Source organism: Streptomyces coelicoflavus (genome assembly GCF_045041415.1).
In the GTDB taxonomy this organism is placed as follows: domain Bacteria; phylum Actinomycetota; class Actinomycetes; order Streptomycetales; family Streptomycetaceae; genus Streptomyces; species Streptomyces coelicoflavus.
Genome location: NZ_CP108218.1, coordinates 853,808 through 875,808 on the forward strand (window position 1 = coordinate 853,808; position 22,001 = coordinate 875,808).

General features: G+C 72.2%; 20 protein-coding genes. 7 read left to right on the plus strand and 13 right to left on the minus strand.

Going from position 1 to position 22,001, the window contains the following annotated elements; all coding sequences use genetic code 11:
• Nucleotides 1–317: 317 nt before the first annotated feature.
• From OHA99_RS03945 to OHA99_RS03975, 7 genes are all read right to left on the minus strand, one after another.
• Nucleotides 318–1,103: an ABC transporter ATP-binding protein gene (locus OHA99_RS03945; RefSeq protein ID WP_007389107.1), complete on the minus strand. Its 786-nt coding sequence runs from the start codon at nt 1,101–1,103 to the stop codon at nt 318–320.
• Entirely contained in the window at nt 1,096–2,025 is a 930-nt protein-coding gene (locus OHA99_RS03950) for an ABC transporter permease (RefSeq protein ID WP_042822670.1), read from the minus strand. Before OHA99_RS03950 ends, OHA99_RS03945 begins: the two co-directional genes overlap by 8 nt.
• A 105-nt stretch (nt 2,026–2,130) precedes the next feature.
• Entirely contained in the window at nt 2,131–3,003 is an 873-nt protein-coding gene (locus OHA99_RS03955) for a glycosyltransferase family 2 protein (protein ID WP_405698889.1), read from the minus strand.
• Nucleotides 3,004–3,011: 8 nt separating this feature from the next.
• Nucleotides 3,012–3,791, minus strand: coding sequence for a CDP-alcohol phosphatidyltransferase family protein (locus OHA99_RS03960; protein WP_051005782.1), 780 nt, complete (start codon nt 3,789–3,791; stop codon nt 3,012–3,014).
• The gene (locus OHA99_RS03965; protein ID WP_054101881.1) at nt 3,769–4,830 is read right to left on the minus strand and encodes an iron-containing alcohol dehydrogenase family protein; all 1,062 of its coding nucleotides are present in this window, start codon (nt 4,828–4,830) and stop codon (nt 3,769–3,771) included. The genes OHA99_RS03960 and OHA99_RS03965 overlap by 23 nt, the downstream gene beginning before the upstream one ends.
• Nucleotides 4,818–5,570 (minus strand): sugar phosphate nucleotidyltransferase, encoded by a 753-nt coding sequence (locus OHA99_RS03970; protein WP_007389102.1) that lies wholly within the window; start codon nt 5,568–5,570, stop codon nt 4,818–4,820. The genes OHA99_RS03965 and OHA99_RS03970 overlap by 13 nt, the downstream gene beginning before the upstream one ends.
• Entirely contained in the window at nt 5,567–7,384 is a 1,818-nt protein-coding gene (locus tag OHA99_RS03975) for a DUF5941 domain-containing protein (RefSeq protein ID WP_405694083.1), read from the minus strand. Before OHA99_RS03975 ends, OHA99_RS03970 begins: the two co-directional genes overlap by 4 nt.
• 477 nt (nt 7,385–7,861) lie before the next feature.
• On the opposite strand from OHA99_RS03975, the gene OHA99_RS03980 reads away from it, so the two are divergent.
• Entirely contained in the window at nt 7,862–8,800 is a 939-nt protein-coding gene (locus OHA99_RS03980) for a cation diffusion facilitator family transporter (RefSeq protein WP_153176848.1), read from the plus strand.
• Nucleotides 8,801–9,119: 319 nt separating this feature from the next.
• Nucleotides 9,120–9,713, plus strand: coding sequence for an isopentenyl-diphosphate Delta-isomerase (idi, locus tag OHA99_RS03985; RefSeq protein WP_153176849.1), 594 nt, complete (start codon nt 9,120–9,122; stop codon nt 9,711–9,713).
• 70 nt (nt 9,714–9,783) lie between these two features.
• On the opposite strand, the gene OHA99_RS03990 is transcribed toward idi, so the two are convergent.
• Entirely contained in the window at nt 9,784–10,236 is a 453-nt protein-coding gene (locus tag OHA99_RS03990; protein ID WP_007389055.1) for an ATP-binding protein, read from the minus strand.
• Nucleotides 10,237–10,459: 223 nt separating this feature from the next.
• On the opposite strand from OHA99_RS03990, the gene OHA99_RS03995 reads away from it, so the two are divergent.
• On the plus strand, nt 10,460–11,215 hold the full coding sequence (locus tag OHA99_RS03995) for an enoyl-CoA hydratase/isomerase family protein (RefSeq protein WP_381498751.1): 756 nt from the start codon (nt 10,460–10,462) through the stop codon (nt 11,213–11,215).
• Here the strand turns inward: OHA99_RS03995 and OHA99_RS04000 are convergent.
• Together OHA99_RS04000 and OHA99_RS04005 are read right to left on the minus strand one after the other, a co-directional pair.
• Nucleotides 11,202–11,837 carry a DJ-1/PfpI family protein gene (locus tag OHA99_RS04000; protein ID WP_282880564.1) on the minus strand — a complete coding sequence of 212 codons (636 nt, stop codon included), beginning with the start codon at nt 11,835–11,837 and terminating at the stop codon, nt 11,202–11,204. The genes OHA99_RS03995 and OHA99_RS04000 overlap by 14 nt on opposite strands.
• A gap of 49 nt (nt 11,838–11,886) precedes the next feature.
• Nucleotides 11,887–12,864, minus strand: a complete 978-nt coding sequence (locus tag OHA99_RS04005) for a GlxA family transcriptional regulator (RefSeq protein WP_405694089.1) — start codon at nt 12,862–12,864, stop codon at nt 11,887–11,889.
• A 113-nt stretch (nt 12,865–12,977) separates the two neighbouring features.
• Here OHA99_RS04005 and OHA99_RS04010 point away from each other — a divergent pair, with 113 nt between their 5' ends.
• The 3 genes from OHA99_RS04010 (at nt 12,978) to OHA99_RS04020 (ending at nt 16,596) form a co-directional block, all read left to right on the plus strand.
• Entirely contained in the window at nt 12,978–13,847 is an 870-nt protein-coding gene (locus OHA99_RS04010) for an SCO6745 family protein (protein WP_405694092.1), read from the plus strand.
• Nucleotides 13,848–13,964: 117 nt separating this feature from the next.
• A complete protein-coding gene (locus OHA99_RS04015; protein WP_007389050.1) occupies nt 13,965–14,096 on the plus strand; it encodes an LPFR motif small protein in 132 nt (43 codons plus the stop codon).
• A gap of 115 nt (nt 14,097–14,211) precedes the next feature.
• Nucleotides 14,212–16,596: a Tex family protein gene (locus tag OHA99_RS04020; RefSeq protein ID WP_153176852.1), complete on the plus strand. Its 2,385-nt coding sequence runs from the start codon at nt 14,212–14,214 to the stop codon at nt 16,594–16,596.
• Nucleotides 16,597–16,720: 124 nt separating this feature from the next.
• Here OHA99_RS04020 and OHA99_RS04025 read toward each other — a convergent pair whose 3' ends face one another.
• Nucleotides 16,721–18,367 carry an ABC-F family ATP-binding cassette domain-containing protein gene (locus OHA99_RS04025; RefSeq protein ID WP_153176853.1) on the minus strand — a complete coding sequence of 549 codons (1,647 nt, stop codon included), beginning with the start codon at nt 18,365–18,367 and terminating at the stop codon, nt 16,721–16,723.
• A 139-nt stretch (nt 18,368–18,506) separates the two neighbouring features.
• On the opposite strand from OHA99_RS04025, the gene OHA99_RS04030 reads away from it, so the two are divergent.
• Entirely contained in the window at nt 18,507–19,469 is a 963-nt protein-coding gene (locus OHA99_RS04030; protein ID WP_153176854.1) for an FAD-dependent oxidoreductase, read from the plus strand.
• Between the two features lie 32 nt (nt 19,470–19,501).
• Here the strand turns inward: OHA99_RS04030 and OHA99_RS04035 are convergent, their stop codons facing one another.
• On the minus strand, nt 19,502–21,238 hold the full coding sequence (locus OHA99_RS04035; protein WP_153176855.1) for a BCCT family transporter: 1,737 nt from the start codon (nt 21,236–21,238) through the stop codon (nt 19,502–19,504).
• A gap of 252 nt (nt 21,239–21,490) precedes the next feature.
• Nucleotides 21,491–21,976 carry a macro domain-containing protein gene (locus OHA99_RS04040; RefSeq protein WP_153176856.1) on the minus strand — a complete coding sequence of 162 codons (486 nt, stop codon included), beginning with the start codon at nt 21,974–21,976 and terminating at the stop codon, nt 21,491–21,493.
• Nucleotides 21,977–22,001 lie beyond the last annotated feature (25 nt).

Consider the following 22,001-nt stretch of genomic DNA (forward strand, 5'->3'; position numbering starts at 1 on the left):
CCGGGGAGTTTCCGTAGCCATTGCCGTCACATCTCCCGTTCTACACTGCCGACCCAATACACACTATTTCGGACACGCCGCCCTGCCACCCGCGCGGCAGGCCCGCTCGAGGGTGTCGGGCATTATCGCCCCATGTGCCGCGTTTCGGGACCGGTACAGCTTACGTTGTACAACTCACGGGCGTCCGTCGGGGTGCACGCCGCAACACAACAACACACCCATCGGCTTCAAGATTCCTGCGAACGCCAGGAGTTGACGCTTCCTTTGCAGACGCGGAGCCCCGCCGGAACAGTTCCGGCGGGGCCCGGCGTGTCGGGCTACTTGCCCGTGAACTTCTCGTACTCCTTGAGCACCTCGTCGGTCGGGCCGTCCATGCGCAGCTCACCGCGCTCCAGCCACAGGACCCGGTTGCAGGTGTCGCGGATGGACTTGTTGTTGTGGCTGACCAGGAAGATGGTGCCGGCCTTCTTCTTCAGCTCGCGGATGCGCTCCTCGGAGCGGGTCTGGAACTTGCGGTCACCGGTGGCCAGCGCCTCGTCGATCATCAGGACGTCGTGGTCCTTGGCGGCGGCGATGGAGAAGCGCAGCCGGGCGGCCATGCCGGAGGAGTAGGTGCGCATCGGCAGGGTGATGAAGTCGCCCTTCTCGTTGATGCCGGAGAAGTCGACGATGTCCTGGTAGCGCTCCTTGATCTGCTCGCGGGTCATGCCCATGGCCAGTCCGCCGAGGATGACGTTCCGCTCACCGGTCAGGTCGTTCATCAGAGCGGCGTTCACACCGAGCAGGGAGGGCTGGCCGTCGGTGTAGACCTTGCCGCGCTCGGCGGGCAGCAGGCCGGCGATGGCCCGCAACAGCGTCGACTTGCCGGAGCCGTTGGAGCCGATCAGGCCGATGGCCTCGCCCCGGTAGGCGGTGAAGGAGACGCCGCGCACGGCGTGCACCTTGCGCACACCCCGCGCGTCGCCGGAGCCCCGCTTCACGATCCGGCTCAGGGCGGCGGTGGCACTGCCCTTCCCGGTCTTGGCGCCGTTGACGCGGTAGACGATGTGGAGCTCGTCCGCGATGACCGTCGGCACCCGCTGGTCCTGCTGCTGCTCAGCCACGGCCGTACCTCTCCTCCGCCTTCCAGAAGTACACGAAGCCGCCCACGGCGAGGACCACGGCCCAGCCGAGCCCGACCGCCCACACGTGCGGCGGCAGGTTGTCGGAGCCGTACCCGTCGATCAGCGCGAAGCGGATCAGGTCCATGTAGACGGCGGCCGGGTTCCACTGGAGCACATCGGCGAGCCAGGCGGGCTTGTCCTCCAGCATGATCGGGATGGAGAACATGACGCCCGACGCGTACATCCAGGTCCGCATGATGAACGGCATCAGCTGGGCCAGGTCCGGCGTCTTGGCCCCCATGCGGGCCACGATGAGCGCCAGGCCCATGTTGAACAGGAACTGCAGGACGAGCGCCGGGAGGACCAGCAGCCAGGACAGCTTGGGGTAGCTGCCGAAGCCGATGACCACCGCGAACATGACGATCATCGAGGCCAGCAGCTGCTGCAGCTGCTGGAGCGCGAACGAGATGGGCAGCGAGGCGCGCGGGAAGTGCAGTGCCCGCACCAGTCCCAAGTTGCCGGAGATGGCGCGCACGCCCGCCATCGCGGAGGACTGGGTGAAGGTGAAGACGAACACACCCGTCACCAGGAACGGGATGTACACGTCCTTGGGCATGCCGCGGCCGGCATTGAGGATCAGACCGAAGATCGCGAAGTAGACGAACGCGTTCAGCAGCGGGGTGGCCACCTGCCACAGCTGGCCGAGCTTGGCCTGGCTGTACTGGGCGGTCAGCTTCGCCTGGGAGAAGGCCAGGATGAAGTGCCGCCGTCCCCAGAGCTGACGGACGTACTCCACGAGGGAAGGTCTGGCACCGCTCACGGACAGCCCGTACTTGGCGGCGAGCCGGGCCGGTGTGAGGCCCTCGTCGGGCGACACGGGCTTGGTCATGGCGACCGTGCCGTCGTGCGTTGTCTCACTCACTGGTGGATACTTTCGTCTTCGAAACGCTCGGCCGCGCGGGCCTGGCATGGACGGGACCTGGTGGCCCTCCGGCCGGAGGGCCGGAACGCTCTCGGTACGAGCTTGTCAGATCACCGGGGGACGGCCCAGCCGGGTCAGCCGCCACACCGTACGCCACCGCATGGGCCGGCGTGGACCGCACGGGGTGGCCCAGCCCTCGCGGAAGCCGCCGAACCATGCCTTCAGGGCAGGTCGCGACGGGCGGCGCAGCAGGGTGAGCGCCATCCAGACCCCGAGGTAGACCGGGACCAGCAGCGCGGGGAGGTTGCGGCGGGCGAGCCAGACGCGGTTGCGGGCGACCATGCGGTGGTAGACGGCGTGCCGGGACGGCGCGGTCGTGGGGTGGTTCAGCACCATGTCGGACCGGTAGTCGATCATCCAGCCCGCGTCGAGGGCCCGCCAGGCCAGGTCGGTCTCCTCGTGGGCGTAGAAGAACGCGTCCGGCAGCCCGCCGACCTGGGTGAGGACGCGGGTGCGCACCGCGTTGGCGCCGCCGAGGAAGGTGGTGACCCGGGAGGAGCGCATCGGGTCGGAGGCGCGCAGCCGCGGGACGTGCCGGCGCTGGGTCTCGCCGGTGTCCGGGTCGGCGATGCGGAAGCTGATGATGCCCAGCTCGTCGTCGGCCGCGAAGGCCTCGCGGCACAGCTCGGCGGTGTCGGTGCGGGCGAGCAGGCCGTCGTCGTCGAGGAAGAGCAGGACGTCGACGTCGCTGCCGCCGGGTCCGAAGGCCTCGATGCCGACGTTGCGGCCGCCGGGGATGCCCAGGTTCTCGGACAGCTCGACGGTGCGCACACCGTCCGGCACCTCGGGGACGGGGGCACCGTTGCCGACCACGACGACCTCGACCCGGTCGCCGTCCTGCTTCGCCACCGAGTCGAGCAGGGCGCGCAGTTCCTCGGGGCGGTTGCCCATCGTGATGACGACGGCGCCGACCTTCATGGGCGCGCTCACTTCAGCCTGCTGGAGGCGAGGATGGACACCAGGTGCAGCAGGGTCTGGAGCAGCGCGATGCCGGCGAGTACGGCGGTGCCGAGGCGGGTGAAGAACAGGTCGCCGCGGGCCTGGTCGACGATCGCGAGGACCAGGATCAGCAGCGACGCCTCGATGCCGAGGATCAGCCGGTGGAACTTGAGCGCCCCGGCGGCCCGGCGGGCCAGCGCCATGCCGGAGGAGCGGATCTCGGAGGCGGCCTCCTTGACCGGGGGCATCCCGTTCTGGTGCCGGGCGACGCCCACCAGGTCGGTCTCGGCCTTGATCAGGATGGCGCCGAGGGCGGCCAGGGTGCCGAGGAAGGCCCACAGCCAGTCGATGCGTCCGGTGCCCCAGACGTCGGCGGCGCGCAGGCCGAGGCCGACCAGGACGGCGGCGTCGGTCAGGTAGGCGCCGACCCGGTCCAGGTAGACCCCGCCGAGCGAGTACTGCTTGCGCCAGCGGGCGATCTCGCCGTCGACGCAGTCGAGCAGCAGGTACAGCTGGACCGCGACGACGCCGAGCACGGCGCCCCAGACGCCCGGCACGAGCAGCGCCGGGGCCGCCAGCACGCCGCAGACGGTCATCAGGTACGTGAGCTGGTTGGGCGTGACCCTGGTGTTCACCAGGTAGCGGTCGATCCGCAGCGAGACCTCGCGCATGTAGAGGCGTCCCGCCCAGTGCTCGCCGCTGCGCCGGTCCTTCACCCCCGCGGGATGGACGACCGGACGTAGTTCAGCTACCGATGGCCTTGACATAGTCGGCGTACAGGTCCTTGATCTGGTCGGTTTTGAGGTCGAGGTGCTCGAGGATCGTGTAGCGGCCGGGCCGCGTCTGGGGGGCGAACTCCACGGCCCGGAAGAACTCCTCGGGCGTGAACCCGATCTCCTCCGGCAGCACCGGCAGCCCGTGCCGCCGCAGGACCTCGGCCATCTGGGCGGACTCCTCGTGGGCCCCGCGCAGGTACATCGCGAAGGCCGCGCCCAGGCCGCACTGCTCGCCGTGGGAGGCCGCGCGGGTGGGGAAGAGCAGGTCGAAGGCGTGGTTGATCTCGTGGCAGGCGCCGGAGGCGGGCCGCGAGTCGCCGGAGACCGACATGGCGATGCCGGTGAGGACCAGTGCCTCGGCCAGCACCTGGAGGAAGTCGTTGTCGCCGATGCCGCCGGGGTGCCGCAGCACGGCCTCGCCGGCCTGGCGGGCCATCGCGGCGGCCAGGCCGTCGATCCGCTCGCCCTTGACCCGGTTGGCCAGCTCCCAGTCCGCGATCGCCGAGACGTTGGAGACGGCGTCGCCGATGCCGGCGCGCACGAAGCGGGCCGGGGCGGCGCGGACGACGTCCAGGTCGATGACGACGGCGATCGGGTTCGGCACGCCGTAGGAGCCGCGGCCCGCGTCGTTGTCGAGGGTGGCGACCGGGGAGCACAGACCGTCGTGCGCGAGGTTGGTCGGCACCGCGACCAGCGGGAGGCCGATGCGCGCCGCCGCGAACTTGGCACAGTCGATGATCTTGCCGCCGCCGAGGCCGACGACCGCGTCGTAGTGGCCGCCCTTCATGGCGCCGGCCAGCTTGATCGCGTCGTCCAGCGTGCCGCCGCCGACCTCGAACCAGTCGGCGCCGGGCAGCGACGGGGCGACGCGCTCACGCAGCCGGGCGCCGGAGCCGCCGCTGACGGCGACGGCGAGCTTGCCCGAGTGGGAGATGCGCTCGTCGGCGAGTACGCATCCCAGGTCGTCGAGGGCACCCGCGCGGATGTCCACGACGACCGGCGACGGGATGAGCCTCGTCAGTACAGGCACGCGATCTCCCTGCCCTTGGCGAGGTCGTCGTGGTTGTCGATCTCGACCCACTTGACGTCGCCGATCGGCGCCACGTCGACCTTGAAGCCGCGGTTGACGAGCTCCTGGTAGCCGTCCTCGTAGTACAGCTGCGGGTCGCGCTCGAAGGTGGCCTTCAGCGCGTCGGCCAGGTCGGCGGCGGCCTCGCCCTCGATGAGGGTGACGCCGATGTACTCGCCGGTCGCCTCGGCCGGGTCCATCAGCTTGGTGATGCGCTGGACGCCCTTCTCGGGGTCGACGACGACCTTCATCTCCTCGTCGGCGAGGTTCTTCACCGTGTCGAGGGCGAGGATGATCTTCTTGCCGTCGCCGCGGGCGGCGAGCAGGGTCTTCTCGACGGAGACCGGGTGCACGGTGTCGCCGTTGGCGAGGATCACGCCGTCCTTGAGGGCGTCACGGCCGCACCACAGGGAGTAGGCGTTGTTCCACTCCTCGGCCTTGTCGTTGTCGATCAGGGTGAGCTTGACGCCGTACTTCTGCTCCAGCGCCTCCTTGCGGTCGTACACGGCCTCCTTGCGGTAGCCGACGATGATCCCGACCTCGGTCAGACCGACCTCGGCGAAGTTCGCCAGGGTCAGGTCCAGGACCGTGATGCTGTCCTCCGCGCCCTCGGGGCCGACCGGGACCAGTGCCTTGGGCAGGATGTCGGTGTAGGGGCGCAGACGGCGTCCGGCGCCGGCCGCCAGCACGAGGCCGATCATGCGGGTTCTCCTTCGTCGTGTACGGCGGGTGCGCCGACCTTGTGGGCGGCGACCCAGAAGCGGATGCTCTCGACGAGCACCACGAGTGCCACGGCCACGGCGAGAACCGTGAGCGCGAGCTTGAACTGTGTGGCGGTGAGCAGCACGGCCAGCACGCAGATCACCAGCGTGCGGCCCTCGTGCCCGCCGACCGTCCGCACCAGCCACTGCGGCGGCGCGCCCGCGTCGCCGCGGATGCGGTAGACCGTGTCGTAGTGATGGTAGGCGACCGCGGCCACCAGCCCGAAAGCCGCCGGAAGGGCCCCGTTCACGTCGGCCCTCGCGGCCAGGACGAGGACGGTGAGGTATTCGGCGGCCCGGAAGAACGGCGGGACGAGCCAGTCGAGGGCGCCCTTGAGGGGGCGGGCGACGGCGAGCGAGGAGGTCAGCAGGTAGGCGATCGCGGCGACGAGCGGCCAGGGGCCGCCGAAGCCGGTGAGCGCGGCGGTGGCGACGACGGCGGCGCCGCCGAGGAGGGCGACGGCGGGGGCGGTGAAGCCGGGCAGCCGGCGGGCGGTGGACCGCAGGCCCCTGGCGACGGCCTCGGCGAGCGGGCCGGAGTCGGCGAGGTCGGCCAGCGCCTTCGCCGCCCGGTCGGTGCGGGTGGCCCTGCGGGTCAGCGAGCGCAGGACGCGGCCGGCGGTGGTGTAGGTCGCGGAGAACGCGCAGCCGATCAGCAGCGCGTAGAAGGTGATCCGGGGCGTGGTGAGCGCGGTCAGGACGGCGATCATGGCCCAGCGTTCACCGATCGGCAGCACGATCATGCGGCGCACCCAGACCGTCCAGCCGACGCTGTCGAGCTTGTCGGAGAGGGCGGCGGTGGGGCTGGTGTTGGCCGAGGCGTCGTGGTTGGCCTCGTTGAAGGAGAAGTCGACGACGTGCCGGCAGGTCTGGAGGACCATCGCGCCGAGGGCCAGGGCCCATACGTCGTCGCCGCCGCGGGCGGCGCCGAGGGCGAGGCCCGCGTAGTAGGCGTACTCCTTGGCGCGGTCGAAGGTGGCGTCGAGCCAGGCGCCGAGCGTGGAGTACTGCAAGGAGTAGCGGGCGAGCTGCCCGTCGGTGCAGTCGAGGACGAAGGAGGCGATGAGCAGCACGCCGGCGGCGACGAAGCCGCCGCGGGTGCCGGTGGCCGCGCAGCCGGCCGCTATGAGCGCGGTGATCAGCGAGGCGGTGGTGACCTGGTTGGGGGTCAGGCCGCGGCGTGCGCACCAGCGGGCGATGTAGCGGGAGTAGGGGCTGATGAAGAAGGTGGTGACGAAGCCGTCGCGGGCCTTGACCGCCGACTTCAGGCGTACGGCCTCGTCGTCGACTGCGGCGACGGCCTGCCGTGCCTCGTTGCGGGCCTGCGGGTCGGCGGGGACGGCGGCGACGAGGCTGCCCAACTCGGGGCGGTGCACGTCGGCGCCGTCGGCGTCGAGGGCGGCCGTGATCCGGTCGGCGAGGCTGTCGACGGCGAGCGCGGTGCCGCCGCCCGCCGAGTTCTCGCGGGCCATCGCGCGGGTCAGCGCCTGGCGTGCGGCCGGCTGGGCGGTCACGGCGCCCGGGATCGCGGCGAGCGGGAAGCGGGGGTCGGTGAGGCCGAGGCGCAGGGCGTGCGGGTGGCCCACGAAGCGGGCGTCGACCACGGCGACCCGGTGCTCGCCCGGGACCCGGGCCAGCAGGGTCTCGGTGTCGGCGGCGCCGAGGGCGAGGTGCACGTCGAAGCCCAGGGACCGCAGCTCGCTCTCGATCGACGAACCGGGGACCGGCTGACCGGTGAGGATGACGGTCGGCAACCGAACTCACTCCCTGGTGCCGGCGCCTCGGCGCCGGGCCTGTGCATGGTGGAACGCCCGTGCCCGGGGCACCCGGGCGGCATGTCGGCAGAGGTTATCGGATGCCGGGAACGCCGTGTTCACCGCCCGTTTCACGGTCGGTCGACGCCGCTTGCACCCACCTTCGCCGCGATCATCATTGTGGATCCGGGCCCCGTCCCACAAACCGCGCTCCCAGACCGGGCATCGCGGACATCGCACAGTGTCGGCACCTGTTCGCACAGGGTCAGGACCGCCCTCGGCGGAACCTGCCCCCATACGGCGGACGAGGCGCCTCCGATGGTCCCGCAACACGCTGACCTGCGGAACGTTTCCCCAGGTCAGGGCACATGACAACGGTGTTCAGTGCCGCGTTGCCCGATACCCCCTACCCGTAGTTGACTGTCATCCGGGCGCCGGAAGGCCGGACGCCCCTGCGGACAAGGAGGCGGCTTTCCCATGGGGGCTGGGCACGATCACGGGCACGCACACGGAGGGCACGGCGGCGGGACGGTGACCGCCGCGTACCGGGGGCGGCTTCGGGTGGCGCTGGCGATCACCCTCACGGTCATGGTCGTCGAGATCGTCGGCGGTCTGGTCGCCGACTCGCTGGCGCTGATCGCCGACGCCGCGCACATGGCGACGGACGCCCTGGGGCTCGGCATGGCCCTGCTGGCCGTCCACTTCGCGAGCCGCCCGCCGAGCGACCGCCGCACCTTCGGCTACGCCCGCGCCGAGATCCTGGCCGCCCTGGCCAACTGTCTGCTGCTGCTCGGGGTCGGCGGCTACGTCCTGTACGAGGCGATCGACCGGTTCGTCACGCCGGCCGACACCGCGGGCGGGCCGACCGTCGTCTTCGGTGCGATCGGCCTGGTGGCGAACATGGTGTCGCTGTCCCTGCTGATGCGCGGCCAGAAGGAGAGCCTGAACGTGCGGGGCGCCTTCCTGGAGGTGGCGGCCGACGCGCTGGGCTCCCTGGCGGTGATCGTCTCGGCGCTGGTGATCCTGGCCACGGGCTGGCAGCCCGCCGACCCGATCGCGTCGCTGCTGATCGGTCTGATGATCGTGCCGCGCACCTTGCGGTTGCTGCGCGAGACCCTGGACGTGCTCCTCGAGGCGGCCCCCAAGGGCGTGGACATCGCCGAGGTGCGCGCGCACATACTGGCCCTGGACGGCGTGGAGGACGTGCACGACCTGCACGCCTGGACCATCACCTCGGGCATGCCCGTGCTGTCGGCGCACGTGGTGGTCGACGGCGAGGCGCTGAGCGCGATCGGCCACGAGAAGATGCTCCACGAGTTGCAGGGCTGCCTCGGCGACCACTTCGACGTGGAGCACTGCACGTTCCAGCTGGAACCCAGCGGTCACGCGGAGCACGAGGCGCGGCTGTGCCATTGAGGCCCGGGACGCACCGGGGCGGTGAACGGTCCAGTACTCAGGGCGGTCCAGTACTCAGGGGGCGCGCACACACGGGGACGCGCTGTCGCACGCCCCCGTCCGCTTCCGGTCCGCCGCGATGCCTCCGGGAGGCCGGGGGCCGGGGGTTCCGGTGGGGCGACGCCGGGAATGATCTTCCATCGGACCCCTGCTCGGTGTCCGACCGGCCGCCCCCGGTGCCCGTGCGGGCACGCGGGACATGCGGGTGTGCCGGGAAGTGCCGAGAGTGCCGGATTCGTACGGCACACTTGGGGCGCGAGGACCGATGTGAAGGATGGGTATGCCGATCACTCCTGCCACCGCGACGCCCAGCTCGTCGAACGGCACCGCAGACGCGATTTTGCTGGAACTGGTCGACGAGAACGGCGTGACGATCGGCACCGCGGAGAAGCTCTCCGCACACCAGCCGCCGGGGCGGTTGCACCGCGCCTTCTCCGTGTTCCTCTTCGACGAGCGGGGGCGGCTGCTGCTCCAGCAGCGGGCGCTGGGCAAGTACCACTCCCCCGGTGTGTGGTCGAACACCTGCTGCGGTCACCCTTACCCGGGTGAGGCCCCGTTCGCGGCCGCGGCCAGGCGGACGTACGAGGAGCTGGGGGTGTCGCCCTCCCTGCTCGCCGAGGCGGGCACGGTGCGCTACAACCACCCCGACCCGGATTCCGGGCTGGTCGAGCAGGAGTACAACCACCTCTTCGTCGGCCTGGTGCAGGCCGAGCTGCGCGCGGACCCGGAGGAAGTGGCGGAGACGGTCTTCGTGTCCCCGGCGGAGCTGACCGAGCGGCACGCGAAGGACACCTTCTCGGCATGGTTCATGACGGTGCTGGACGCGGCCCGGCCGGCCGTCCGCGAGCTGACGGGCCCGTCCGCGGGCTGGTGAGCGGGGGCCCGTCGCGGGGGGCCGCCGCAGCGGGTCCTGCGGCTGGCCCACCTGCCGCGGCAGGCAGGTCCTATCGCGGGGTGTGCTTGAGCGGCAGGGCGGCCCAGATCACCTTGCCGCCGCTCGCGGTGTGGGCGACGTCGCAGGCCCCGCCCGCCTCCCGGGTGACCTCCCGGACCAGCAGCAGACCGCGCCCGCCGGTGCGGCCGTGGTCGGTCTCCAGGGCGGTCGGGCGGTAGGGGTGGTCGTCCTCGACGGCCACCCGCACCCACTCGGGCCCGACGGCCACCTCCACGGCGAGCACCGGAGAGAGCACGGCCGCGTGCCGGACCGCGTTCGTGACCAGTTCCGAGACGATCAGCAGCAGCGCCTGCGTCACGTCGTCGGAGACCGGCACCCCCTGGCGGGTCAGCAGGTCGCGCACGGCGTGCCGCGCCTGCGGGACCGAGGCGTCCACGGCGGGGGCGGTGAACCGCCAGACACCTTCGTACGGCAGCGGCCCGGCGGGCCCGGTCTCGTCCATCGTCCGGTCGCCACCCCTGGGCTCGATAGTCACCACACCCCGAGTGTTGGTAACCCGCCGGGCCGCACCCGGGGACTGAACACAAGTCAGCAAATATCGAGCGTTTCCTGATCGTTGACGCATGACACGCGACCGTTCCTGTCCCGACCGCCACCCCTCTGCCGCCGCCCGCCCGGCCGCCCGGGCGCCCGCAGCGGACGGGCCGGTGGATAACATCCGGTCCATGGAGCCGCAACTGCTGCACCGGGTCGCCGACTCGGTCGCCACCGTCGTCGTCCACCACCCGGCCAAGCGCAACGCCATGACGGCCGAGATGTGGCGGGCGCTGCCCCGTGTCCTCGACGGCCTGGCCGCGGATCCGGGGGTGCGGGCGCTGGTGCTCACCGGTGAGGGCGCCACGTTCTGCGCCGGGGCCGACATCTCGACCCTGCGCGAGTCGGCCGAGGAGGCGCAAGGGCTGGCGGTACGGGCCGAGGAGGCCCTCGCCGCGTTCCCCAAGCCGACGCTGGCGGCGGTCCGGGGGCACTGCGTGGGCGGCGGGGCGCAGTTGGCGGCCGCGTGCGACCTGCGGTTCGCCGAGGAGACGGCGTTGTTCGGGGTGACCCCGGCCAAGCTGGGCGTCGTGTACCCGGCGTCCGCGACCCGGCGGCTGGTGGCGCTGACGGGGCCCGCCACCGCGAAGTACCTGCTGTTCAGCGGTGAGTTGATCGACGCGGCGCGGGCGCTGCGCACCGGCCTGGTGGACGAGGTGCTGCCGGAGGGCGAACTGGGCAAGCGGGTGGCGGAGTTCACCCGGGTGCTGACGTCCCGCTCGCTGCTGACGCAGGCCGCGGCCAAGGAGTTCGCGAACGGCCGCGGGGACCGGGACGCCCACTGGACCGCGCAGGCACGCGGCAGCGGCGACACCGCGGAGGGGGTCGCCGCCTTCCTGGAGCGCAGGCAGCCGCGTTTCGGCTGGAGCGGGCCTACGTCCGGATGAACCGGCTCCGGCCGCGGAGCTTCTCGACGATGTGCGCGGGCGCCTTGGCCGGTGATCCGGCGTCGTAGGGCGGCTGGGGGTCGTACTCGGTCAGGAGCTGCACCGCCTGCGCGTGCTCGTCGCCGGCGATCCGGCCGAGCAGGGTCAGCCCCATGTCGATGCCGGAGGAGACACCGGCCGCGGTGACGTACTTGCCGTCGGTGACGACCCGTTCCCCGGTCGGCTCGGCGCCGTACCGCTTCAGGAAGTCCAGGGCCAGCCAGTGCGAGGTGGCGCGGCGCCCCTCCAGCAGCCCGGCGGCGGCGAGCAGCAGGGAGCCGGTGCACACCGACGTGGTCCAGGTGCTGGTGGCGTCGGCGGCGCGCAGCCAGTCCAGCAGGGTCTCGTTCTCCATCTGCGGGCTCTGGCCGGGCCCGCCGGGGACGACGACGATGTCGGGGGCGGGCACGTCCGCCAGGGCCCGGTCGGCGGTGAGCGCGAGGTTCCCGGTGTCGGTGCGGACGGGGCCGGTGTGCTCGGCGACGAAGACGGTCTCCGCGTCCGGGAGACGGCCGAGTGTCTCGTACGGGCCCACGGCGTCGAGGGCGGTGAAGCGGTCGAAGAGGACGACGGCGATCTGCACGTTCTTCCTTCCGGGGTCGGTTCGGTGGACGACGGTGCGTGTACGGGCCTCAGTGGGCCGGGGTGGGCCGGAAGCGGCGGCGGTACTCCGCCGGTGAGGTGCCGAGCGCCTTGACGAAGGCGCGGCGCATGGCCTCCGTCGTGCCGTAGCCGCTGGCCCGGGAGACCTCCTCGACGCCGTCGCCGGTGTCCTCGAGGAGCCTGCGGGCGTGCTCCAGGCGGACCCGGTCGACGTAGCGGCCCGGCGTGGTGCCGGTCTCCGCCTGGAAGGCGCGGGCGAAGTGGCGCGGCGAGAGGCTGGCCCGGGCGGCGAGGGATTCGACGCTCAGGTCCGCGCCGGGGTGCTCGGTGATCCACTGCTGGATCTCCCGCAGCGGCTCACGGCGTGCGGTCTGGGCGGCGAGCTGGGCGCTGAACTGGGCCTGGTTCCCGGGCCTGCGCAGGAACACCACGAGGTGCCGGGCGACGGTCAGGGCGACGTCCCGGCCCAGGTCCTCCTCCACCAGGGCGAGGGCGAGGTCGATGCCGGAGGTGACACCGGCGGACGTGGCCACGTGCCCGTCCCGGACGTAGATGGGGTCGGGGTCGACATCCACGGCCGGGTGGTCGCGGGCGAGCCGGCCGCTGTAGGCCCAGTGGGTGGTGACGCGGCGGCCGTCCAGCAGTCCCGCCCGGGCCAGCAGGATCGCCCCGGTGCAGACGGAGACCAGACGCCGGGCCCGCGGCCCGTGCCCGCGCAGCCAGTCGGTCAGGCGCGGGTCGGGATCCCGGGTGCCCTGGCCGCCGGGGACGACCAGGGTGTCCGGCTCCGGCGCGTCGGCGAGCGCGTGGTCCGGTGCGACGGTCAGACCGCTGGACGTGCGCACGGGAGCACCGTCCAGCGTGGCCGTGCGGATGCGGTACGTGCCCGGCGTGTCCTTCTCGGCGCCCGCGAAGACCTCCACGGGGCCGGTGACGTCGAGACTCTGCACGTCGTCGAAGAGGAGTACCAGTACGGTCCGCCCGGTCGGCCGGGTTCGCTGCGCCATGCCGTCGATTCTTCGCCCCCCGCTCGATGGCCGCAATGACGAGAACCCCACCTTTCCTGCCATGGCCCGCGCGGGCCCCCTGAACGTACTGAGCGGTTGGTAACCTGCGTGGCATGACCACTGCCGCACTCGACGCACGCGCGGGCCGCCGCTGCCACAACGCGCTCAACTCGCTGCACTCGACGCACTACTTCTCCCCCGACCTGGGCCGGGAGCTGGGCGCCCTCGGGGTCACCGACGCCCGGGCCGTCAACTTCGCGGTGCGGGCCGCCGCGCTGGGCGCGGTCGGCGCCGGCGTCGTGACGGCGGCGTTCTACAACTACAAGCACGACCTGGTCGCCCGGCACGTTCCCGCCGTGTGGGAGAAGGTCACTCCGCAGCAGGCCCTGGCGGCACGTCTGCGCGCCGTCGACGCCACGCTGCGCCGGCTGCTGGGCGCGCAGGCCGTGGCGTCGGCCGAGATGGCGGAGGCCGCCGAGCTGGCGCTGCGTGCCGCCGGGGGCTGCTCGCGCAGCGCCCGCCCGCTCTACTCGGCCCACGCGGACCTGCCCGTGCCCGACGCCCCGCACCTGGCCCTCTGGCACGCGGCGACGCTGCTGCGCGAGCACCGCGGCGACGGCCACCTCGCCGCGCTGACGACCGCGGGACTGGACGGTCTGGAGGCGCTGGTGACGCACACCGCGACCGGCAAGGGCATGGCACCGAAGTGGATCCTCACCACGCGGGGCTGGACCCAGGAGGAGTGGGACGCGGCCACCGGCCGGCTGCGCGAGCGGGGGATCGTCGACGCGGCGGGCGAGCTGACCGAGGAGGGCACGGCCCTGCGCGAGGGGATCGAGCGGGAGACCGACCGGCTCGACGCCGACCCCTACGCGCACCTGGGAGCGGAGGGCGTGGCGCGCCTGACGGAACTCGGGTCGGCCTTCGCGCGTGCGGCGCACGAGGCCGGTGCCTTCCCCGCGGACCTGCTCGCCAAGCGCTGACGAGCCGCCGACACGCCCGGGCGTGCACGGGGGGCGTACGCGAGGGCATGCGGCGCCGGTACGGAGGTACCCGTATGCCTACCGGCCGGGGCGGCCGGTGGACGAAAGGGGCAACTCGTGTTCCGTGCCATCGCAGACGTACTGCGCCAGATCGGTGGCGCAGTCGCCACCGTGGTGACGCTTCCCTTCCGGGCCCTGGCCCGGCTCTTCGGCGGGGCCTCCTCCGCCACGCGGGGCCGCCGGGTCTGATCCCCGGCCCCCTCCCCACCGGTTCCGACCGGCCGGGACGGCGCCCTGATCCCCGATTGTCGGCGCCACCTGCCACAATTGCCGCGCAACCTCAGTGAGAAGGCGGTACGGGATCGTGACGACACCCGGGTCCAACGCGTCCAGCACGTCCAGCGGGTCCAGCGACGCAAGGTCCATCGAAAGCAGGATCGCCGACGAGCTCGGCGTGCGGGAGCGACAGGTGAAGGCCGCGGTCGAGCTGCTGGACGGCGGCTCGACGGTGCCCTTCATCGCCCGCTACCGCAAGGAAGCGACCGAGATGCTCGACGACGCGCAGCTGCGCACGCTCGAGGAACGGCTGCGCTACCTGCGGGAGCTGGAGGAGCGGCGGACGGCGATCCTCGACTCGGTGCGTGAGCAGGGCAAGCTCACCGAGGAGTTGGAGACGCGCATCCGGGCGGCGGAGACCAAGGCCCGTCTGGAGGACATCTACCTGCCGTTCAAGCCGAAGCGGCGGACGAAGGCGCAGATCGCGCGCGAGGCGGGTCTCGGGCCGCTGGCCGAGGGTCTGCTCGCCGACGCGTCGGTGGACCCGACGGCCGCGGCGGCCGCGTTCGTCGACGCCGGCAAGGGCGTGGCCGACCCGCAGGCCGCCCTGGACGGCGCGCGCTCGATCCTCACGGAGAAGTTCTCGGAGGACGCCGACCTGATCGGCGAGCTGCGCGAGCGGATGTGGGGGCGCGGGCGGCTCGCCGCCAAGGTCAAGGAGGGCAAGGAGGAGGCCGGCGCCAAGTTCGCCGACTACTTCGACTTCGCCGAGCCCTTCACCGCGCTGCCCTCGCACCGCGTCCTCGCGATGCTGCGCGGCGAGAAGGAGGACGTGCTCGACCTCGTGCTGGAGCCCGAGGAGCCCACGGAGGGCCCGTCCTCGTACGAGGCGATGGTCGCCGGCCGGTTCGGGATCGCCGACCGCGGCAGGCCCGCCGACAAGTGGCTGGGCGACACGGTCCGCTGGGCCTGGCGCACCCGCATCCTGGTCCACCTCGGCATCGACCTCAGGCTGCGGCTGCGCACCGCGGCGGAGGACGAGGCGGTGAACGTCTTCGCGGCCAACCTGCGCGACCTGCTCCTCGCCGCCCCCGCGGGCACCCGGGCGACGCTCGGCCTGGACCCCGGCTTCCGTACCGGTGTGAAGGTCGCCGTGGTCGACGCGACCGGCAAGGTCGTGGCCACGGACGTGATCCACCCACACGTCCCCGCCAACCGGTGGGACGAGGCGATCGCCAAGCTGGCACGGCTGGCGAAGGAGCACAGGGTCGACCTGATCGCCATCGGCAACGGCACGGCCTCCCGCGAGACCGACAAGCTCGCCGGTGAACTCATCACCAAGCACCCGGAGTTGAAGCTCACCAAGGTGATGGTGTCCGAGGCGGGCGCCTCCGTGTACTCCGCCTCCGCCTTCGCCTCCCAGGAGTTGCCGGACATGGACGTCTCGCTGCGCGGCGCGGTCTCGATCGCCCGGCGGCTCCAGGACCCGCTGGCCGAGCTGGTGAAGATCGACCCGAAGTCGATCGGCGTCGGCCAGTACCAGCACGACCTGTCCGAGGTGAAGCTGTCCCGCTCGCTGGACGCGGTGGTCGAGGACTGTGTGAACGGCGTGGGGGTGGACGTCAACACGGCCTCCGCGCCGCTGCTGTCCAGGGTCTCCGGCATCACCTCCGGGCTCGCCGAGAACATCGTGGCGCACCGCGACGCGAACGGCCCGTTCACGTCGCGGACCGCGCTGAAGAAGGTGTCGCGGCTCGGTCCCAAGGCCTACGAGCAGTGCGCGGGCTTCCTGCGGATCCGGGGCGGCGACGACCCGCTGGACGCGTCCAGCGTGCACCCCGAGGCGTACCCGGTGGTGCGGCGGATGGTGAAGAGCGCCGGGCAGGAGGTGGCCGGGCTGATCGGCAACACCTCGGTGCTGCGGTCGCTGCGGCCCGACCGGTTCGTGGACGAGACCTTCGGTCTGCCGACGGTGACCGACATCCTGCGGGAGCTGGAGAAGCCGGGGCGCGACCCGCGGCCCGCCTTCAAGACGGCCACCTTCAAGGAGGGCGTGGAGAAGATCTCCGACCTGGCTTCCGGGATGGTGCTGGAGGGTGTCGTCACGAACGTCGCCGCGTTCGGGGCGTTCGTGGACGTCGGTGTGCATCAGGACGGGCTGGTGCATGTGTCAGCCATGTCGAAGACGTTCGTGAAGGATCCGCGGGACGTGGTGAAGCCCGGGGACATCGTGAAGGTGAAGGTGATGGACGTCGACATTCCGCGGAAGCGGATCTCGTTGACGTTGCGGTTGGACGACGAGGCCGCTGCGCAGGGGGAGCCTAAGAAGGAGCGGGGTGGGAAGCCGCCCCGGCAGCGGCAGCAGCGGGGTGCCGGTGCCTCCGGCGGTGGCGGTAAGGGGCGGTCTTCGTCGGCGCCTGCTGCGTCCAACGGGGCGATGGCGGACGCGTTGCGGCGGGCCGGACTCGCCTAGGCGTCCGGCGCTGGGGCGGGGGGTGGGTTGCGCGGACCGGGGCTAGCCGGGTGCCGCTGCGCCCACCCGTGCCGCCCCAGCGGCACGATGGCCCGCAGCGGCGGCGGCCGGCGGCTGTCCGCAGTCAGGCGGGAGCCTCCGTTACCTTGCCGTTCGTCACCTCCAGGCGGCGGGTCACGTTGACCGCGTTCAGCATGCGGCGGTCGTGGGTGACGAGGAGGAGGGTGCCTTCGTAGGCGTCCAGGGCCGATTCGAGTTGTTCGATGGCCGGGAGGTCGAGGTGGTTGGTCGGCTCGTCCAGGACCAGGAGGTTGACGCCCCGGCCCTGGAGGAGGGCGAGGGCGGCCCTGGTGCGTTCGCCGGGTGAGAGGGTCGACGCCGGGCGTGTGACGTGGTCGGCCTTGAGGGCGAACTTGGCGAGCAGGGTGCGGATCTCCGCCGGTTCCAGGTCGGGGACGGCGGCGCGGAAGGCGTCGAGCAGCATCTCGGGGCCGTGGAACAGCTTGCGGGCCTGGTCGACTTCGCCGAGCAGGACCCCGGAGCCCAGCGCCGCGTGCCCCGCGTCGAGGGGAACGCGGCCGAGGAGGGCGCCGAGGAGCGTGGACTTGCCCGCGCCGTTGGCTCCCGTCACCGCCACCCGGTCCGCCCAGTCGATCTGGAGGGAGACCGGGCCGAGCGTGAAGCCGCCGCGCCGGACCTCGGCGTCGCGCAGGGTGGCGACGACCGCGCCCGAGCGGGGCGCCGACGCGATCTCCATCCGCAGGTCCCATTCCTTGCGCGGCTCCTCGACGACCTCGAGGCGTTCGATCATGCGCTGGGTCTGGCGGGCCTTGGCGGCCTGCTTCTCACTGGCCTCGCTGCGGAACTTGCGGCCGATCTTGTCGTTGTCGTTGCCCGCCTTGCGCCGGGCGTTCTTGACGCCCTTGTCCATCCAGGCGCGCTGCGTCTGGGCGCGGTCCTGGAGGGAGGCCCGCTTGTCGGCGTACTCCTCATACTCGTCCCGGGCGTGCCGCCGGGCCACCTCGCGTTCCTCCAGGTAGGCCTCGTAGCCGCCGCCGTAGAGGTTGATCCGGCGCTGGGCGAGGTCGAGTTCCAGGACCTTGGTGACGGTGCGGGTGAGGAACTCGCGGTCGTGGCTGACGACGACGGTGCCGGGGCGCAGGCCGGTCACGAAGCGTTCGAGGCGCTCCAGGCCGTCCAGGTCGAGGTCGTTGGTCGGCTCGTCGAGGAGGAAGACGTCGTAGCGGGAGAGGAGGAGGGAGGCGAGGCCGGCACGGGCCGCCTGGCCGCCGGACAGGGACGTCATCGGCTGGTCCAGGCCGACGGTCAGGCCCAGCGCCTCGGCGGTCTCCTCCGCCCGGTCGTCGAGGTCGGCGCCGCCCAGGGCCAGCCAGCGCTCCAGGGTGGTCGCGTAGGCGTCGTCGGCGCCGGGGGCGCCGTCGACCAGGGCCTGGGTGGCGTCGTCCATGGCGCGCTGGGCGTCGGTGACGCCGGTGCGGCGGGCCAGGAACTCCCGGACGCTCTCGCCGGGGCGGCGCTCCGGCTCCTGCGGGAGGTGGCCGACGGTGGCGGTGGGCGGGGACAGGCGCAGCTCGCCCTGCTCCGGCGCGGTCAGCCCGGCGAGCATCCGCAGGAGGGTGGACTTGCCCGCGCCGTTGGCCCCGACGAGACCGATCACGTCGCCGGGTGCGACGACGAGGTCGAGCCCGGTGAACAGGGAGCGGTCGCCGTGGCCGGCGGCGAGGTTCTTGGCGACGAGGGTGGCAGTCATCAGACCGTCGATCCTAGCCGCGCCCGGACGCGCCGGATCCCGGCCCCGAAGGGCGTGCGCTCGGCGGCCTCGCGGTGGGTGCCTCCTGGGGCGGGGCCCGCTCCGGGACCGGCGTGGGGCGTTCGGTTAACGTCCTGGTGTGGAAACCGAACTGGATGGCGAACTGACCGGTGAAGTCGTCGTGGTCGGCGGCGGGGTGATCGGGCTGACGACGGCCGTGGTCCTCGCCGAGCGGGGCAGACGGGTGCGGCTGTGGACGCGGGAGCCCGTGGAACGGACCACCTCGGTGGTCGCGGGCGGACTGTGGTGGCCGTACCGGATCGAGCCCGTCGCGCTGGCGCAGGCGTGGGCGCTGCGTTCCCTGGACGTGTACGAGGAGCTGGCGGCGCGGTCCGAGGAGACCGGCGTGCGCATGGTCGAGGGTGTGCTCGGCGAGACCGGCCCGGACGAGGTGGGTGCGTGGGCCTCGGCCCGGCTGCCCGGGCTGCGCGCGGCGAGCCCGGCCGAGTACGCCGGGACGGGGCTGTGGGCCCGGCTGCCGCTCATCGACATGTCGGTTCATCTGCCGTGGCTGCGGGAGCGCCTGGCGGCCGCGGGCGGCACGGTGGAGGACCGTGCGGTGACCGACCTGGCCGAGGCGGACGCGCCGGTCGTCGTCAACTGCACCGGCCTGGGCTCCCGCGAGCTGGTGCCGGACCCGGCCGTGCGGCCGGTGCGCGGGCAACTGGTGGTCGTGGAGAACCCCGGCATCGACACCTGGCTGGTCTCGGCGGACGCCGGGTCCGGGGAGACGACGTACTTCCTTCCGCAGCCCGGCCGGCTCCTGCTGGGCGGGACGGCGGAGGACGACGCCTGGTCGGACGAGCCGGACCCGGCGGTCGCCGAGGCCATCGTGCGGCGGTGCGCGGCCCTGCGTCCGGAGATCGCCGGGGCGCGGGTGCTCGCGCACCGGGTGGGGCTGCGGCCGGCCCGGGACGCGGTCCGGCTGGAGCGGGGGACGCTGCCGGACGGGCGGCGGCTCGTGCACAACTACGGCCACGGCGGCGCGGGCGTCACCGTGGCCTGGGGCTGCGCGCAGGAGGCGGCCCGGCTCGCCTCCTGACGCCGCCGTCCCGGTCGACAGGCTCCCTGGGGTCAGTCCTGGTGGTGCTTGCCGATCGGGTCGCCCTCCACGTCGGTGCCGGGGCCGGGTCCGATCCGGATCTCGAAGTCGCCCTCGTACTGCTTGTGGCCCTCGATGACGGCCAGTTCGACGGCTTCGTTGGCCATCTCGCCACGCACCATGAGCGGGTCACGGCGCAGGTCGCGCATCAGGGCGACGCACATGAAGATCATCACGATGACGAAGGGCGCCGCCGCGAGGATCGTCAGGTTCTGGAGACCGGTCAGCGCGTCACCCTCGCCGCTGCCGATCAGCAGCATGATGGCCGCGACGGCGCCGGTCACCACACCCCAGACGACGACCACCCAGCGACTGGGTTCCAGCGCGCCCTTCTGCGAGAGCGTGCCCATCACGATGGAGGCCGCGTCGGCACCCGAGACGAAGAAGATGCCGACGAGGATCATCACCAGCAGGCTGGTGGCCGTGGCGATCGGGTACTCCTGGAGCACGCCGAAGAGCTGCCCCTCCGGGGTCGAGTCGTCGCCCAGCCGGTTCTGCTCCTGAAGCCGCATCGACGAACCGCCGAAGATCGCGAACCAGATCAGGCTGACCGTGCTGGGCACCAGGATGACGCCGCCGATGAACTGACGGATCGTCCGGCCCCTGCTGATGCGGGCGATGAACATGCCGACGAAGGGCGTCCAGGAGATCCACCACGCCCAGTAGAAGACGGTCCAGCTGCCCAGCCAGTCGGCGACGCCCTTGCCGCCGCTGATCTCGGTGCGGCCGGCCATCTGGGGCAGGTCGCCGAGGTAGGCGAAGACGGACGTCGGCAGCAGGTCGAGGATGAGGATGGTCGGGCCCGCGACGAACACGAAGACGGCGAGCAGCAGCGCCAGCACCATGTTGGTGTTGGACAGCCACTGGATGCCCTTCTCGACGCCGGAGATGGCCGAGGCCACGAACGCCGCCGTCAGCACCGCGATGATGCCGACGAGCAGTCCGGTGCTGACCTTGTCCATCCAGTCGAGCTTCTCCATGCCGGAGCCGATCTGGAGCGCGCCGAGGCCCAGCGAGGCCGCGGAGCCGAAGATCGTCGCGATGATGGCCAGGATGTCGATGACCCGGCCGCCGGCGCCGTTGGCGTGCTTCTCGCCGATGAGCGGGGTGAACACGGCGCTTATGGTCTGCCTGCGGCGCCTGCGGAAGGTGCTGTAGGCGATGCCGAGACCGACCACGGCGTAGATCGCCCACGGGTGGAGCGTCCAGTGGAACAGGGTGGTCGCCATGGCCGTCGCCATGCGGTCGCCGGAGTCGGCCGGGCTGGTCCCGGGCGGAGGCGTGCTGTAGTGCGCGAGCGGCTCGCTCACGCCGTAGAACATCAGGCCGATGCCCATGCCCGCGCTGAACATCATGGCGACCCAGGACACGGTCCGGAACTCGGGTTCCTCGCCCTCGGCGCCCAGGTGGATGCGGCCGTAGCGGCTGGCCGCGAGCCAGAGTGCGAAGACCACGAAGCCGGAGGCGGCCAGCGTGAACGCCCAGCCTCCGTTGTGCAGCAGGCCGCCGAGCATGGAGCTCGAGACGTCCTCCAGCGAGTCGGTGGCGGCGGCGCCCCAGATGACGAACGCCAGGGTCAGGACGGCCGTGACGCCGAAGACGACGCGGTCGGTCCGGGGCTTGTGCTCGTGCCCCGGCAGGCCCGCTTCCGAACCCGGGAGCGTGCTTCTTTCGTGTTCTTCCTTGTCGCTTGGTCGGTCCTGCGTCACAGGCGGCACCTTTCCAGTCGATGAGGCCGAAACTACCCGTCCGCTAGGCCCATACCACGTAAGACGCGGAACTCACCTCCTCGGCGGCGGATATCGGGGGTGACGGGGCGTCGGGCGGCACCGTGGCCCGGCACCGCGGGTGACCCGTGACGGCCGGGTGACGGTCGTGCGACCGGAGTGGCCGTGGACATTGCGGTGCGCCCGGGGCCGGGTGGGCTCCGAACAGACTCGGCGTCCCGACGACTTGGCGTCCTAGGGGGTGTCCCCGTGGTCGTAGACGGTCACGGGGATGCCGCGCCGGGCGAGGCGGTCGGATATGAGCGGCTCCACCCGGGACCACTTGCCGCCGGCCAGGCCGCAGCCTATGCGGGGCATGTGCACGGAGGCATCCAGCTCGACCGCCCGGTCGGCGACGAGGCCGAGGGCGGTGCCGATGGCCTCGTAGCGCACGGGGACGCCCTTGCTGCCCGTCCGCATGCCGTGCTGGCCGATCATGTTGGCCACCCACACGTAGGGATCGACCTGGACGAACTGGACGGCGCCGAGACCGAAGTCGTTGGCCGCGCGGTCGCGGTGCCAGGCGCGGTAGGCCGCCTCCGGCCCGGGCCAGCGGCGGGAGACGGCCAGGACGAAGCCCTTGCCCCAGCCGCCGAGGTCGTTGCACACGTGGGCGATCACCTTGACGCCCTTGACCGACGGCGCGGTGGCGTCACCCCGGACATAGCTGATCTCCGACATGACGCCACCGTACGGGCCGCCACTG

What these genes read in the sequence shown, in the direction of transcription:
- OHA99_RS03995 (WP_381498751.1), top strand. Translation starts at nt 10,460, where the DNA reads ATGGAGCCGCAACTGCTGCACCGGGTCGCCGACTCGGTCGCCACCGTC.
- OHA99_RS03980 (WP_153176848.1), top strand. Translation starts at nt 7,862, where the DNA reads ATGGGGGCTGGGCACGATCACGGGCACGCACACGGAGGGCACGGCGGC.
- OHA99_RS04025 (WP_153176853.1), bottom strand. Translation starts at nt 18,367, where the DNA reads ATGACTGCCACCCTCGTCGCCAAGAACCTCGCCGCCGGCCACGGCGAC.
- OHA99_RS03990 (WP_007389055.1), bottom strand. Translation starts at nt 10,236, where the DNA reads ATGGACGAGACCGGGCCCGCCGGGCCGCTGCCGTACGAAGGTGTCTGG.
- OHA99_RS04005 (WP_405694089.1), bottom strand. Translation starts at nt 12,864, where the DNA reads ATGGCGCAGCGAACCCGGCCGACCGGGCGGACCGTACTGGTACTCCTC.
- OHA99_RS04010 (WP_405694092.1), top strand. Translation starts at nt 12,978, where the DNA reads ATGACCACTGCCGCACTCGACGCACGCGCGGGCCGCCGCTGCCACAAC.
- OHA99_RS03960 (WP_051005782.1), bottom strand. Translation starts at nt 3,791, where the DNA reads ATGTCAAGGCCATCGGTAGCTGAACTACGTCCGGTCGTCCATCCCGCG.
- OHA99_RS03955 (WP_405698889.1), bottom strand. Translation starts at nt 3,003, where the DNA reads ATGAAGGTCGGCGCCGTCGTCATCACGATGGGCAACCGCCCCGAGGAA.
- OHA99_RS04040 (WP_153176856.1), bottom strand. Translation starts at nt 21,976, where the DNA reads ATGTCGGAGATCAGCTATGTCCGGGGTGACGCCACCGCGCCGTCGGTC.
- OHA99_RS03970 (WP_007389102.1), bottom strand. Translation starts at nt 5,570, where the DNA reads ATGATCGGCCTCGTGCTGGCGGCCGGCGCCGGACGCCGTCTGCGCCCC.
- idi (WP_153176849.1), top strand. Translation starts at nt 9,120, where the DNA reads ATGCCGATCACTCCTGCCACCGCGACGCCCAGCTCGTCGAACGGCACC.